Source organism: Nostoc punctiforme PCC 73102 (assembly GCF_000020025.1).
GTDB classification, from domain to species: Bacteria; Cyanobacteriota; Cyanobacteriia; order Cyanobacteriales; family Nostocaceae; genus Nostoc; species Nostoc punctiforme.
This window is the reverse complement of the sequence record NC_010628.1, coordinates 7,672,534-7,686,432: the sequence shown is the minus strand read 5'-3', so window position 1 is coordinate 7,686,432 and position 13,899 is coordinate 7,672,534. Positions and strand designations below refer to the sequence as shown.

General features: G+C 38.7%; 12 protein-coding genes and 1 pseudogene. 10 read left to right on the top strand and 3 right to left on the bottom strand.

Annotation, left to right across the window (positions count from 1 at the left end):
* Position 1 precedes the first annotated feature (1 nt).
* The gene (locus tag NPUN_RS31555) at positions 2-1,039 is read right to left on the bottom strand and encodes a ComEA family DNA-binding protein (protein ID WP_012412435.1); all 1,038 of its coding nucleotides are present in this window, start codon (positions 1,037-1,039) and stop codon (positions 2-4) included.
* A gap of 165 nt (positions 1,040-1,204) precedes the next feature.
* Positions 1,205-2,229 (bottom strand): annotated as a pseudogene (locus tag NPUN_RS31550) (multicopper oxidase domain-containing protein).
* Positions 2,230-2,940: 711 nt separating this feature from the next.
* On the opposite strand from NPUN_RS31550, the gene NPUN_RS39625 reads away from it, so the two are divergent.
* The 6 genes from NPUN_RS39625 (at position 2,941) to NPUN_RS31525 (ending at position 9,934) form a co-directional block, all read left to right on the top strand.
* Positions 2,941-3,132 (top strand): CbtB domain-containing protein, encoded by a 192-nt coding sequence (locus tag NPUN_RS39625; protein ID WP_012412434.1) that lies wholly within the window; start codon positions 2,941-2,943, stop codon positions 3,130-3,132.
* Between the two features lie 283 nt (positions 3,133-3,415).
* Positions 3,416-4,585: a hypothetical protein gene (locus NPUN_RS31545; protein WP_012412433.1), complete on the top strand. Its 1,170-nt coding sequence runs from the start codon at positions 3,416-3,418 to the stop codon at positions 4,583-4,585.
* A 297-nt stretch (positions 4,586-4,882) separates the two neighbouring features.
* Positions 4,883-6,484: a glycosyltransferase family 39 protein gene (locus NPUN_RS31540; protein WP_012412432.1), complete on the top strand. Its 1,602-nt coding sequence runs from the start codon at positions 4,883-4,885 to the stop codon at positions 6,482-6,484.
* 103 nt (positions 6,485-6,587) lie between these two features.
* Positions 6,588-7,730, top strand: a complete 1,143-nt coding sequence (gene cofH, locus NPUN_RS31535; RefSeq protein ID WP_012412431.1) for a 7,8-didemethyl-8-hydroxy-5-deazariboflavin synthase subunit CofH — start codon at positions 6,588-6,590, stop codon at positions 7,728-7,730.
* Positions 7,731-7,958: 228 nt separating this feature from the next.
* Positions 7,959-8,633: a response regulator transcription factor gene (locus tag NPUN_RS31530; RefSeq protein ID WP_012412430.1), complete on the top strand. Its 675-nt coding sequence runs from the start codon at positions 7,959-7,961 to the stop codon at positions 8,631-8,633.
* Positions 8,634-8,701: 68 nt separating this feature from the next.
* A complete protein-coding gene (locus tag NPUN_RS31525) occupies positions 8,702-9,934 on the top strand; it encodes a sensor histidine kinase (protein WP_012412429.1) in 1,233 nt (410 codons plus the stop codon).
* Between the two features lie 19 nt (positions 9,935-9,953).
* Here NPUN_RS31525 and NPUN_RS31520 read toward each other — a convergent pair whose 3' ends face one another.
* A complete protein-coding gene (locus NPUN_RS31520; protein ID WP_012412428.1) occupies positions 9,954-10,439 on the bottom strand; it encodes a PepSY domain-containing protein in 486 nt (161 codons plus the stop codon).
* A 302-nt stretch (positions 10,440-10,741) separates the two neighbouring features.
* Between NPUN_RS31520 and NPUN_RS31515 the strand changes: the two genes are divergently transcribed.
* From NPUN_RS31515 to psb27, 4 genes are all read left to right on the top strand, one after another.
* A complete protein-coding gene (locus NPUN_RS31515; RefSeq protein WP_012412427.1) occupies positions 10,742-11,509 on the top strand; it encodes a COG4705 family protein in 768 nt (255 codons plus the stop codon).
* A gap of 41 nt (positions 11,510-11,550) precedes the next feature.
* Complete coding sequence (locus tag NPUN_RS31510) at positions 11,551-12,294, top strand: COG4705 family protein (protein ID WP_012412426.1); 744 nt, start codon at positions 11,551-11,553, stop codon at positions 12,292-12,294.
* Between the two features lie 12 nt (positions 12,295-12,306).
* Positions 12,307-13,005, top strand: coding sequence for a phosphatase PAP2 family protein (locus NPUN_RS31505; RefSeq protein ID WP_012412425.1), 699 nt, complete (start codon positions 12,307-12,309; stop codon positions 13,003-13,005).
* Between the two features lie 304 nt (positions 13,006-13,309).
* Positions 13,310-13,714: a photosystem II protein Psb27 gene (gene psb27, locus NPUN_RS31500; RefSeq protein WP_012412424.1), complete on the top strand. Its 405-nt coding sequence runs from the start codon at positions 13,310-13,312 to the stop codon at positions 13,712-13,714.
* The last annotated feature ends 185 nt before the right edge of the window (positions 13,715-13,899 follow it).

Genomic DNA, 13,899 nt, shown 5'->3' with positions numbered 1-13,899 from the left:
GTTATCGCTGTGCTTGGGTATTGGATTTGTCGACTACTTTTTGAGAGTTTTCCTCAATGGTTTTCACCAGTTTGGTGACATCACTAGGTGTTTTGACTGCTTTTGCTGGTGGGATGGCGCTGGGCCAAACTTTTATGAGTTCAGCGAAACTAGCATCGATCGCTTTGTGCGCTTCGGGATCTGCTTGAGCTACTTGACTAGAAATTCCTTTGTATAAATCATTGGCGTAAACGACAAAACCACGGGAGTCTTGATACTCAATTGGCGCGGTTATTTTACCATTTGCGATCGCAGCGCCATATTCGGAGTTAGCTGAATCTAGCAGTTCGTTAATTACCTGTAACACAAATCCTGGTTTTGAGCGTTGAGCTTCTGGCAAAGCTGCGATCGCTCCGTCAACTGCTTGCACTGAAGAAGTAAAATTAGTTTTAACTTTGCTATCCTTTGGACTAGATTTAACTAAGTCTTGCAAACTTACCAATGTTGTTTTAAATTCTTTGACTTTGCGCTCATTAAGTTGATCTTCTACGTCAACGTAAATCTCCTCAACTGGATGCCCAATATGAGGTTCTGCTTGTTTTGGCTGATTCTGATCTAGCAGTTCTCGTGCTACCAAAAGATGCCCTTTCATTAAACCCAACTTACTCATGTAGTCAACATCTTTTGCCTCACCCGTGAGTGCCACTTCTTGAACACCAACCTGGTCTTTAATTTGGTCAAACTGTTCTTGAGTAATTATTTTTTTAGTAACTAAATCTTCAGGGCTGCCATAAGGACGACCTGCCTGGATTTTGTTAGATAATGCTGGAACACCTAGTTTGGCTTCAAACTTATCTAATTCTGACAAAATAGCAGTGTTAATATTAATTTTTTCTTTGCTACCGTGACCACTATGACTGTTATTACTTACTGCCTCTGTAGCTGGAGTACTAACAACTGGTGCTGATGGATTTTCTGCGGTTGGTTTACTGGTACAGGAACTCAAGCTAACTATTAAGGCTGCTGCTGCTGTTAAACAGACATAACGAAGTTTTATCATTTTTGCTCCTCACAAAACTAAAAAAGTATTAATTGAAACATTTCAAACTATTAGTAGAAGCTAGTTTGTTTGACACGTTGTAGTAGACTTTACTTTGACATATAATGACAGTTTTTATCAACTAGTTGAACTAAAATTTTAATAAATTAATGACAAATTATTTATTTAAGACTTTTTAACAGTATTTTGAGAGTTGCTCTCAGTAAGTACTTCAAATTGACCCATGCAACCGTTTTCTGCGATCGCATCCTGATGGGGATGAAACATATACTTACCTGGGTAGCGAAAAGCAAATTCCAAGATGTGCCTTTCCGCTACACCCATAGAGTCACATCAGTTTTCTCGCTAGGAGTCATACTCATGCCATAGCGATAGACATCAAAGAAGTTGGCATGGAGATGAAAAGTCACTGCTGGATCGTATTCAATGATGTTGAGGACATACAGCCTAATCAACTGATCTTTGTAAATACGAATGGGATTATGCATGTAATAGTGGGGCAGACCATTGAAAGCATAATAATCGTTATGGCTGTCATCATTTACGTCATACCCACCCATCACTAGTACAATCTCATCAGCCGGGGGACGGGGAGTAGGTGGATCGATGATAAACATCCCGTACAATCCCTTGGCTATGTGACGGGTGACTGGTTCAATATGGCAGTGGTACAGGTGTACACCATAAGGTTCAGCATCAAATTCATAAATTGTGGCGCTACCATTGCTGATTGGGCGAACACCATCCATTTCCGCCGGATGAACCCCATGAAAATGCAAAGAGTGAGAATGTGCCGCATTATTGAGAAATAGTATCCTAATGCGATCGCCCTGTTTCGCCCGTAACGTTGGGCCTGGTATGCGACCATTTAAGTCCCAGATGTTGTAAGAGACAGCACTATTGAGCTTTATGATGGAAGTACCCGCAGTTAGCTGAAATTCCCGGATAGTCCGTCCATTTTCTTGCTTTACCGTCCCATAATCAAAATCCCTTAACATCTTCATCGGGTTAGTAACATCGTCTGGTGCTGACCTATTGAATGGTGGCACTTTAACGATTGACTTACTTTGTAGATTTAGCATCTGCCAAAGTCCAGCTGTACCAGTCACTCCAGCACCTGCTAGGCCCAGCTTCAATAATTGACGGCGGCTCCAAGGCTTTCCGTTACCTAGAGCGAAGTTGTTGGGCATGACATTTAGTTACGGTTAGCACCAAAAAAGAATTGCAAAAGATTTGCAATTGCTTTTAAAGCTTAGAGGAATTAATAATTATTGTCAATAATTTGATAGTGCTTAAAAACTGTTATTTAGGTTGCTAAATCTAGATCGAGCTAGAATCAGTCTTTGAAAATTCTAGCCAACCTTGTTTTATTTCAACGGTATTATTACGTTTGAATTATGTATAAATTATGTTTAGCAAAAACTAACTGTTTTATGCCTATTCCTGATATGCTTATTGCTTCAGCAATACCTATAGTACAAACAATGAGTATAATAGCATCTTGGATATAGAGACAAGCAAGCAAATATCAATGATCAGTAGTGTATTTAATTGGCTTAGAGATAACATAAATTACATTTCAAGGAATTTTGGATGATTGGTAACATGAGCATTTTTGATTTTTAATTTTAATCTGTTACCTTCGTGTTATCAGCTTTGAAAATGCCGTCATTCAAATCCATGTGTCATTCTTTTGTTATTTGTATGGATTTTATGTGGAGATTTCTACATCCTGATGAGCCGATGTTCAAAGGATAGTATAGTATTCACTAAAGTCGAATTACACAATACATTTGATACACACTTGTCAAATCCAAAGTTGATCGTATATCTTTTTCCAATCAAGTGGCATCATGCCTTTTGATTGATAAATTACCCAAATTAATTATAGGAGGTCAAAAATGACTACTTTTTCTCAAATGTCAGTATTGCACAAGACCGCAGGTATTACCTTATCCAAGCCTGTGCAGGTAACACTTTATATGCTGCTATCTTCTTTAGTTATCTGGACTGTTTTGTTCTCCACGTATCCTGCGGTTCATAACACAGCACACTCAGCGCGTCACCATACATTAGGCGTTGCATGTCACTAAATTATCATAATCCCAAGATTTTTTAGGTGAATGAAAAACTTTGCTAGTTAACATAACAAAGTTACAACGCTAAAATATCGCAGGTTTCGCACGAGTGTTTTTGCTTGGAATAACTTTTAGGTAATGTAGAGATGCTTTTTTCCATCTCTACATTACCTTAACTGTATTTTTGATGGTGTCTGAATTTTTACTTAATAAAAAGAATCTGGAGTAAGCTTCATCTACTGCTATTAAACTTTAAGTTGTAAAAAGTACAGAATTTTCACATTTACCGTCAGTTTTTATGAAAAAATATCGACTTTTTGGGGTTATCAGTGCTGTTTGCATTACATTGTCAATTCTTTATTCCTTTGTAGGTAATTCCCAAACTCCTACATCCAGAGTGCTACTCTTTACCAACCCACCTTTAGAACGTATTCTTCCCTTTGAAGCAGAGGCAGAAAAACCACAATCTCCTGTTACCCTGACGTTACAAGCTGTTGATGCTGCGGGTAAACATTTAGAAAATACCAAAATTAGCTTACAAATTCTAACACCACCGCGTAATCCTTGGCTAACAACAGATTTCCCTATTGTTGAGGGAACAAAATTGCTGCAAATGAATGCTAATGCACCTGATGGTAAGCTAGAAATTCAACAGATGTTACCCATTCGTGGTAACTACCAACTAATGGTAAATGTGTCACCTTTAGTAACAAATACTTTTGCTCCATATCAGCAAACCTTAAATCTAAATGTCCACGAAAATCCAATTAAATATAAATATTTTGTGGTTATTGCAGCTATTTTACTATCACTTGGATTGTTAGGTGGTTGGGTGATTGGCGGACAAGAAGAACTACAACAAGGAGAAATTGCGCCACAGTCAGTACGCCTTTTATTAAGTGCATTAACAGTGGTGGCTATAGTAACCCTATTAGTTATCAATATTAGTGCAGAAGTTGCAGAAGCTCATGGCAGCGAACACCACCCAAGTAGTACCGAAGTAATTGCACCATCATCTCAGAAATCTCAGGGATTGGAAATTAGCCTTAACGGAGATAAAAATGCAACTGTCGGAAAACTTGCGAATTTAGCACTACAACTGAAAGATACAGCAAGTGGACAACCGATCGCAGATGTAGCGTTGGAAGTAAAAGCGATCGCCACAGAACATAATTTAACAATCTTTGACTACAAAGGTATTCCCGACGAGCAAGGTAAGTTAACATGGCAAGAACAGTTTTTTGATGGTTCACCCCACAAAATCGAGGTGGAAGCAACTCCTCTACCAGGATCTAACCGTCAATTTGCACCAGTGAAAGTAGCGCAAGAAGTGGAAGTTAAAGCGATCGCACCACCAATTTATATCCGATTGATTGGTTTATTCTACTTTACAGCCTTTGTCGGCATTGGTATGGCGATCGGGTTACTAATACAGCACCGGCGAACACCACAAGCAAGGGGAAATTAGTAAAATCCAATGTTTTAGTGAGAATTCCAGCTAATCAATATAACAATGGGGATTAAGTAAGTAAACTAAATTACGCAATTTCAAATTAATTAAATTTGCTTATAGTAAGCGGCTCCTGCCCTTACTATAAATTACCTTAATTGCCTATTTTATTGTTAATTAATTACAAAGTTCGTCTACGATCTATATGATTGCAATGGCTTTTAATTTATTAATTATTAACATCTAAAAAAGTGCTTTAAAAACTACGAATACTGGACTTTATGAACTTTTAATCCGCGCTATAGTCCGATATTTATGATAAACAGACAATCAATAATTGCAAAATATTCTCCTCCGATTTGGCTACGATTTTTAATTATTATTTTGTTAATATTAGGGATATTTTTTCGCTTTGCCTATCTGGATCGAAAAGTCTACTGGCATGATGAAGCTTATACCTCATTAAGAATTTCTGGTTACACTAAGACAGAATTTGTTCAAAAAGTGTTTAATGGGCGTGTGTTTGCTGTTGGAGATATACAAAAATATCAACAGCCTAATTCTGAAAAAGGTTTAATAAATACAATCAACTCTTTGGCGGTGGAGGATGCCCAGCATCCTCCACTCTATTACGTGATGCTTAGATTATGGATGCAGTTTTTTGGCAATTCAGTAGCGATTACGAGAAGCTTGTCAGCCATAATTAGCTTAATAGCTTTTCCTTGCATTTATTGGCTGTGCTTAGAATTATTTCAGTCACCTATAACAGCATGGATCGGCGTAGCCCTTCTAACAGTCTCGCCCTTCCATGTGCTGTACGCCCAAGAGGCAAGGGAGTTCGGTTTGTGGATGGTGACTACTTTGCTAGAGAGTGCTGTACTGCTGCGAGCAATAAGACTGGGTAGCAAGAAGCTTTGGGGGATTTATGCAGTAACAGTGGCACTAGGACTGTACACCTTTTTGTTTTCTGGGTTGCTAGCGATCGCCTACGGTATTTATGTATTTGCTATCGAGCGCTTTCGATTCACCAAAACCATTAAAGCTTATCTAATAGCAACTAGTGTCGGGTTTTTAGCTTTCGTTCCTTGGATTTTAACTATTATTAACGGCTTATCTGAAATTCAACGCACAACAACCAGCACTCAAACCAGGCAATCTGTGTCAGTTTTGGTTTCTGGTTGGATTAGCAATATTAGCTATTTATTTGCTGATTTCTGGCGCTACGAACCATTTTTTAGAGATTTGAATTTGCCAGTTTTGCGCTGGGGTCGATTTTTAATTCCCTTGCTACTAATCTTGGTAATATATTCATTCTTATTTCTTTATGGTCAGGTAGGAAAGCGAGTTTGGTTATTTGTTTTTATCTTAAGTGGAGTACCTGCTTTAGCTTTCATATTGCCTGATTTGATTATTGGAGGTAAGGTCAGTCTGCGAGCTAGATATGTCATCCCGTGCTATGTAGGCATTCAGCTAGCTGTTCCTTACTTGCTGGCATCTCAAATTATTACTTCTAAGTTAATAACCCGCAAATTTTGGCAAGTAGTAATGGTAGTAGTAATTTCCAGTGGAGTTCTATCTTGTGCCGTCAGTTCTCAAGCTGAGACGTGGTGGAATAAAAGCAGCCATGCTAATCCTCAAATAGCTCGCATCATCAATAAAGCTAATAACCCACTATTAATTAGTAGTAATTATTCTCTAAATATTGGCGATTTAATGTCTCTCGTTCATCTGCTAGATCAGAAAGTGCAGATGCAATTGGTAATTGAACCAAGTCTGCCAAATATCCCTAATAGTTTCAGTGAGGTATTTCTGTATAATCCTTCTAAGGAATTTAGATATCAACTCGAGAGAAAATACAAACTAGTCGATGTTTTCCAGTATAGTAGGCTGTGGCGGCTAGAACAGAAAGGTACCTAAATTTTCTCTAGCTGGGATTCTCCAGAACTTGGCGTATTTATTAAGTAAAATTTTATTATTTACCAGATCATAAAATTAAAATTTACTGAGAAATTAAGAAATAATGCTGACAAAAATTGCTGTTGAAAAAATTCTTGAGCGTGCCTTGATGGGGTACGACTTATCTCCTCAAGAGGGAGTGGTATTGTTACAACAAACTGAGCCAGAGGCGATCGCAGCAATCCGTGCTACATCCGATACACTCCGCCATACCCAAGCAGGCGATATGGTTACATACATAATTAACCGTAACATCAACTTTACTAATATTTGTGAGCAGCACTGTAGTTTTTGTGCATTCCGTCGAGATGATGGTGATGTCGGTGCATACTGGTTAGATTCGGCGCAAATTTTGGAAAAGGCAACAGATGCAGTGCGACGGGGTGCAACAGAAATCTGTATGCAGGGTGGGTTAAATCCGCAAGCGCAGATAAATGGTAAATCTTTACCCTATTACCTCAAGGTAGTGGAAACCATCAAACAGGAATTTCCGCAGATTCATCTCCATGCTTTTTCTCCCCAGGAAGTGGAATTTATCGCCAGACTTGATGGACTTGAATATGCCGATGTAATTATTGCTTTGCGTGATGCTGGCGTTGGCTCAATGCCAGGAACAGCAGCAGAAGTATTAGACGATGAAGTAAGGCGGATATTGTGTCCAGAGAAGATTAATACAGCAACTTGGCTAGGAATTGTCAGCACCGCTCATAAATTAGGCTTACATACCACTAGCACCATGTTATCTGGGCATATTGAAACCCACGAGCAGCAAATTGGGCATTTAGAAAAATTGCGATCGCTCCAACAAACCGCCATCAACCAGGGATATCCCGCAAAGATCACAGAGTTTATTTTATTACCCTTTGTTGGTCAAGAAGCGCCCAAACCCTTACGTCGCCGTGTTGGACGCGATCAACCAATTTTAAGCGATGCGCTGCTGCTAGGCGCTGTGGCGCGGATTTACTTGGGTAATTGGATTCCCAACCATCAGCAGAGTTGGGTAAAACTGGGGCTTGCAGGTGCAACCGAAGCCCTAGTTTGGGGTTGCAACGATATCGGTGGCACCTTGATGGAGGAGCATATCACCACAATGGCGGGTGCTTTGGGCGGTACATGTATGGAAGTGGAAACTTTAAAAACTGCGATCGCTTCTTTAGGACGACCTTACCAACAACGTAACACTCTTTATCAAAAAGTTAATAGTTAAGAATAGCTTTGATCTCTGTGTTCTCTGCGCCTCTGTGATGAAATAAATTACTTTTAAACCGCAAAAGTGCAGAGACTTCAGAGAGAAATAAATAATTTATAGGAACATTAATCAAATCGAATTAAGTTCAGATTAAGAATATATGATAAAAATTTTAAGATTACCCTTGTAGATAAGATAATCCTGATTCGGTGTTAGCAAGCTCTAATAATTTAGAGGTGGAGCATTATGAGAATTTTGATAGTTGAAGATGACGATCGCATTGCTAAACCATTAGCCGAGTTTTTAAGACGACAACACCATCTTGTAGATATAAAAACTGATGGTTTTGCAGCCTGGGAATGGTCGCAGTCAGGATTCTATGAGCTAATTTTATTAGATTTAATGCTTCCTAAATTAGATGGAATTACTTTATGTAAGCGTTTACGCGCTACTTCATCTAATGTTTTGATTTTAATGCTGACGGCACGAGATACAACAGACGATAAAATTATAGGACTTGATGCTGGTGCTGATGATTACTTAGTTAAGCCATTTGAACTAAAAGAATTAGCAGCACGCATCAGGGCTTTAGCTCGAAGAACTCCAGAGATTCGTCCTCAGATTTTAATCCACGGTGATTTGCAACTAGACCCAGCAACTCAACAGGTTACTTATGCAGGAAATATCATATCATTAACTCCTAAAGAATATATGATATTAGAATATTTTTTGAGAAATCCCAATCTAGTTGTAACTCGTTCTGCAATTCTTGACAAACTGTGGGACTTTGATAAATCTTCGGGTGAAGGAAGTATTAAAACTCATATTACCAATTTGCGGAATAAACTTAAAGCATCTGGAAGTTCAGAGGAATTTATTGAAAATATTTATGGCATTGGTTATCGTTTAGGACACAATTAAACTATTTAAAAAATATTAATTTTAGAGATCCATGATCTAATAATTAACAATTATATAGCGAAAATAATGTGTTTCAAAGAATCAGATATCGTTTATTATTGTCTTATTTAGTGGTGTTTGCATCGCTGCTGGGAATATTTGCGATCGCAGTCAGATTTGCTTTCACTCGGAGTCTGAGTGAACAAATAACAGATAAACTCATAGCAATAGGAAAAGGTGCGGCTGCAAATGTAGAGTTTGAAAAAGGTCGCCTAACGGTTGAAAGTGACTTTCGTCCACAAGACTTAATTGCTTATCATCAAGGATTACAGTGGTTTGATACTCAGGGAAATTTAATTAACCAACAAGGGAAAACTGTTTTAATTTTACCTTTTTTACCAAACAAAAGGGTACAAATTCAGACAGGTAAAGTTCCTATCCAAGTAGTGACTGTTCCAATTCTTGCTAATGATAATGGTCAGCTTGTTGGGTATGTAAGGGTGAGCCAATCTTTAGAAGAATTTGATGAAACTCTACAAAAACTAGACTGGGTATTAGGCGGTGGAATTATTATAACTTTGCTTCTTAGCGGTATTGGCGGAATTTTGCTAACTCGTCAAGCAATGCAACCTATTGAAGAGAGCTTTCAAAAATTAAAACAGTTTACTGCTGATGCTTCCCATGAATTACGCAGTCCGTTAATGGCTATCAAAATTAATGCGGAGTTACCGCTACAATATCCAGAAGAAATAGGGCCAAAAGATGCAGAAAAGTTTCAAGCGATCGCCAGTGCTACTAACCAGATGACTCGCCTCACAGAAGACTTATTATTGTTAGCACGCACCGAGAAAGTCCCTACTCAAAATAGGGATACTCTCAATTTAACCTCAATATTAGAGAACCTAATACAACTGTATAAACCTCAAGCTGAAGCTAAACAAATTACTTTTAAATTTCAATTAATTGCTAATCTTCAGCTAATAGGTGATTTAGTTCAATTAACGCGACTATTTACTAATTTATTTGAAAACGCACTCTATTATACACCATCAAGAGGCGTAGTCGAAATTAAAACTAGTCGCGTCGGTTCCCAGCTTTATGTCAATGTGCAAGATACAGGCGTGGGAATTGCACCAGAGCATATAGACAAGGTTTTTGAGCGTTTTTGGCGAGCCGATCAGTCTCGTTCTTATTGGTCAGGTGGTTCTGGTTTAGGGCTGGCGATCGCTCAAGCTATTGCCCAAAATCACGGTGGATTAATTAGTGTTACGAGTCAATTAGGAGTTGGTAGTTGTTTTACTGTGCATTTACCAACCTCTTGACAATGTGATTTTAAGTTCCCTACTTACCATCATCATTGGTTTCGCGATCGCCATCACTAGTTTCTTTAACTTGAATACTACTCTTGGGACGAGTGGCTTCATTCTTTTCATCTTGTTGATTGGCATTTTCAACATAGAGAACTTTGCCGTTACCAGCATCTACTGTAACTTCTTGCTGACCAATTTCTACAGCATAAATTAAATTGCCATCCTCATTTTCGAGTTTGACGCTTTTGGCTTTACCTTCCACAGATGCTTCAGCTGCTTGCTGTGCTTGTTGTGCTGTAATTTTAGCTAGCGGTTGCAGTTTTGCCGTTTCTTGTGCATCGTCGTTGGTTTCACCGTCTCCATCACTGGCTTCAGCAACTTTGATAACACTATGATGCTGACGTGCAATTGCTACAAAAGATTGTGGTTGTTTTGCAGACACAACTCTCGACAATTCAGCAAGTCCTAAAGTACCAACAAAAGCTGCTGCCAAAATAATTTGTGTTGAAGTTTTCATACTTTAAAAATTCCTTTAAGTCTGGGTTTGTATTTTCACAGTAGGTAATAAAAGTCCAGAAATAGTCAAGATTGATTTTAGTTAAAAAATTTAATATCAAATAGTAAAATTAATTTTTAAGTAGAGATTTTAGCTATTTTTACTGCCTCGATTAAGATAAAATTCCGTTTTCTATCAAATCTTGACTATTTCTTGACTTTTACTGTGTAAAGTACAATCACTCAGTGATTTCTGAGAATACAGCTAACTTTAAGATGTGATGTAATCTCACTTCTACGGAAAAATCAAGAAGGAGAAAGCTCATGAATAAGATGTTAAACAGGGTTCCAGAGGTAACAATTTACTTCTGGATCATTAAGGTTTTGGCAACTACAGTAGGTGAAACCGCAGCAGATTTTCTATCAGCAACACTGAACCTTGGTTTAGGCATTACATCCTACATTATGAGCGCTGTATTATTGATTGTGCTGTTGAATCAGTTTAAGCTTAAACGCTATGTTCCAGCAAGTTTCTGGTTTGTGGTCGTTTTGATAAGTATCGTTGGCACACTGATCACTGATAGATTAGTAGATGAGCTTGGAGTTAGTTTGGTAACAACTACTGTAATTTTTAGTGTTTCCTTGTTGATAGTTTTTGCACTCTGGTATTCAAGCGAAAAGACATTAGCCATGCACTCCATCAATACAGCTAAAAGAGAGCTTTTTTATTGGGTGGCTGTTTTATTTACGTTTGCCTTGGGCACTGCAACAGGAGACCTCTTAGCAGAGTCTTTGGGATTGGGTTATGCACAATCAGCACTGATATTTGGTGCTTCAATTGCAATCATAGCGATCACTTATTATTACTTGTGGATGAATGCAGTTTTGGCATTCTGGTTAGCTTATATCTTAACTCGTCCACTTGGAGCATCTATAGGTGATTTACTATCCCAATCTACTACAAATGGTGGCTTTGGTTTTGGTACTGTCGGAACCAGTATGCTTTTTCTTTCTATAATCATAAGCCTAGTTATTTACTTAAGCCTTAAGCAGAAAAAACCAGTCTTACTGCCGATTGACCGACAAGACTGATTAGCAATCGCTGACTTACTATTTTTTATTGTGAAAAATAAATGAACAAAGTTGCAAAAGTCACAATTTTCTTCTGGATCATGAAGATTATCGCCACGACGCTCGGCGAGACGGCAGGTGACTTCATCTCAATGACTCTTGGCCTGGGGTATTACATAGGCTTTGCTATAACGTTTGCTATTCTGGCTATTCTCCTGTTTTTTCAAATTCAATCCGACAGATATCGTCCAGTCCTTTATTGGGTGGCCATCATCGCCACAACTACAGCCGGAACCGAAGTTTCAGACTTGATGGATCGATCTCTTGGACTTGGCTACGCACTGGGATCGCTTCTTCTGGTTGCCGGTCTGTTGAGCGTTCTTAGCATCTGGTATTACCGCGATCGCGATCTGAGCGTTTATCCGATTGTCAAGAAAGATGCAGAGACTACCTATTGGCTGGCTGTGGTGTTCTCCAACAGTTTGGGAACAGCCTTTGGTGATTTTCTCACAAGCAACTTGGGACTAAGTTATATCCAGGGTGCATTGGTGACAGCTACCGTCATTGGTGTTGTCATCGCCCTTCACTACGTAACAAAGTTGAGCGATATCCTTCTATTCTGGCTCGCATTTATCTTCACACGTCCTTTCGGAGCCACCTTCGGAGATTTTCTGACAAAACCAGTTAAAAATGGCGGTCTATCACTGCCAAGGGGCTATGCTTCTGCTATCGCCTTTATCCTGCTAGCAGTTGTGCTATTCTTTTCTGTGCGAAATGAAAAAAAAGTGCGTCGTCCAATTGAGTAATACGTTTTAAGTATGCTCCGACAAATTTCTAATTTCTGGTTGCGTCACATACATCCTCGTTTGACTGGCTTAATTGCCACAATTGGTATTTTTGGACTTGCTAGTTGTCTGCTAATACTTTTCGTTTTAGCAAAAATAGCTGAAGAAGTTTTAGAGCGAGAAGCTTTTAGATTTGATACGACTTTTCTGTTATGGCTACATCAGTTCGCCAATCCCAGCTTAGATAACTTTATGTTATTCATTACCAACCTTGGTAATCCTAGTACAGTAGTCATCGTTGTTAGCGTTAATCTAATATTACTCTGGTGGCAACATTATCGAGAAGAAGCGAAATTTTTCGTCCTTGCTTGTTTAGGAGGATTCATTTTAAATACAGGACTAAAGTTATTTTTTTCTAAACCTCGCCCTGAACTGTGGCATCGATTGATTTATGAAAAATCTTTTAGTTTTCCTAGCGGTCATGCACTAGGTTCTATGGTACTTTATGGTTTTATTGCTCACGAATTGGCAACTCACTATCCTCGTTTTGCCAAATTTATTTACAGTTTGACAGTTATTTTAATTGCTGCCATTGGTATTAGCCGCTTATATTTAGGAGTCCATTGGCCTACAGACATAATTGCAGGTTATGGAGTGGGGTTTTTATGGCTGATGATATGTATTACGATGTTGAAATTGCAAAAATTGAAGCAGAGAAACTTAGTTGATTAAATCCTATCAACCTTTAATTCCATAACTCTAACTCTCATGCTCCTATTTTCCATAGACCGAAAACTGTTGCTCTCAATCTAGGCAGTAAGCCCAGAGTCAGCCTTACCTCTCGCAAAGAAGGCATGACGATGATAATTGTCCAATCAGATTTTTTAATTACCTGATTTTTTGCCCAGGATGCTTGTAAATCAGCGCCTTTTAGGGAATGAAACAGCCATTATCCTCTCTCCACTCCCCACTAAATTGATCCCCACGTTACCAATCCAAGATAGGATGGACGTTGATTTACGTATTCTTTTAATTAATGCATATGAAGCGCTATTGGTCGCGTTTGCTTGCGCTGGTTTTGGTTGTGTCTATCGGCTTAATGGGCTGTACTGGCAGTCCAGATAGTTTGACTGGGGATTATCGCCAAGATACCTTAGCTGTGGTCAATGTGATGAGACAGGCTCTGAATCTATCACAAGATTCATCAGACAAAACAGCAGTTCAAGCAGAAGCGCGTCAGAAAATTAATGACTTTTCGGCTCGCTATCAGCGAGTTAACTCTGTTTCTGGTCTTGGCTCATTTACAACTATGCGGACAGCCCTTAATTCCCTGGCTGGACACTACAGTTCTTACCCAAATCGTCCCGTACCCGAAAAACTCAAAAATCGTTTAGAGAAGGAATTACAGCAGGTTGAGGCCGCACTAAAACGTGGCGGTTAACTTTTAGACTAAGCGAAAAAACATCTAATTTGCATAACCAAATTAAATATAACTCTTGTGCGGTAGGCCGAAAAGCCCGCCCAGTTTATGCAATTTAAATGTGAAACAGCTTATTATCTATTCAATGATCAAGAATCAAGAGTCAAAATTTTTGACTCTTGATCACCTTTGAAATTTTTCACTAA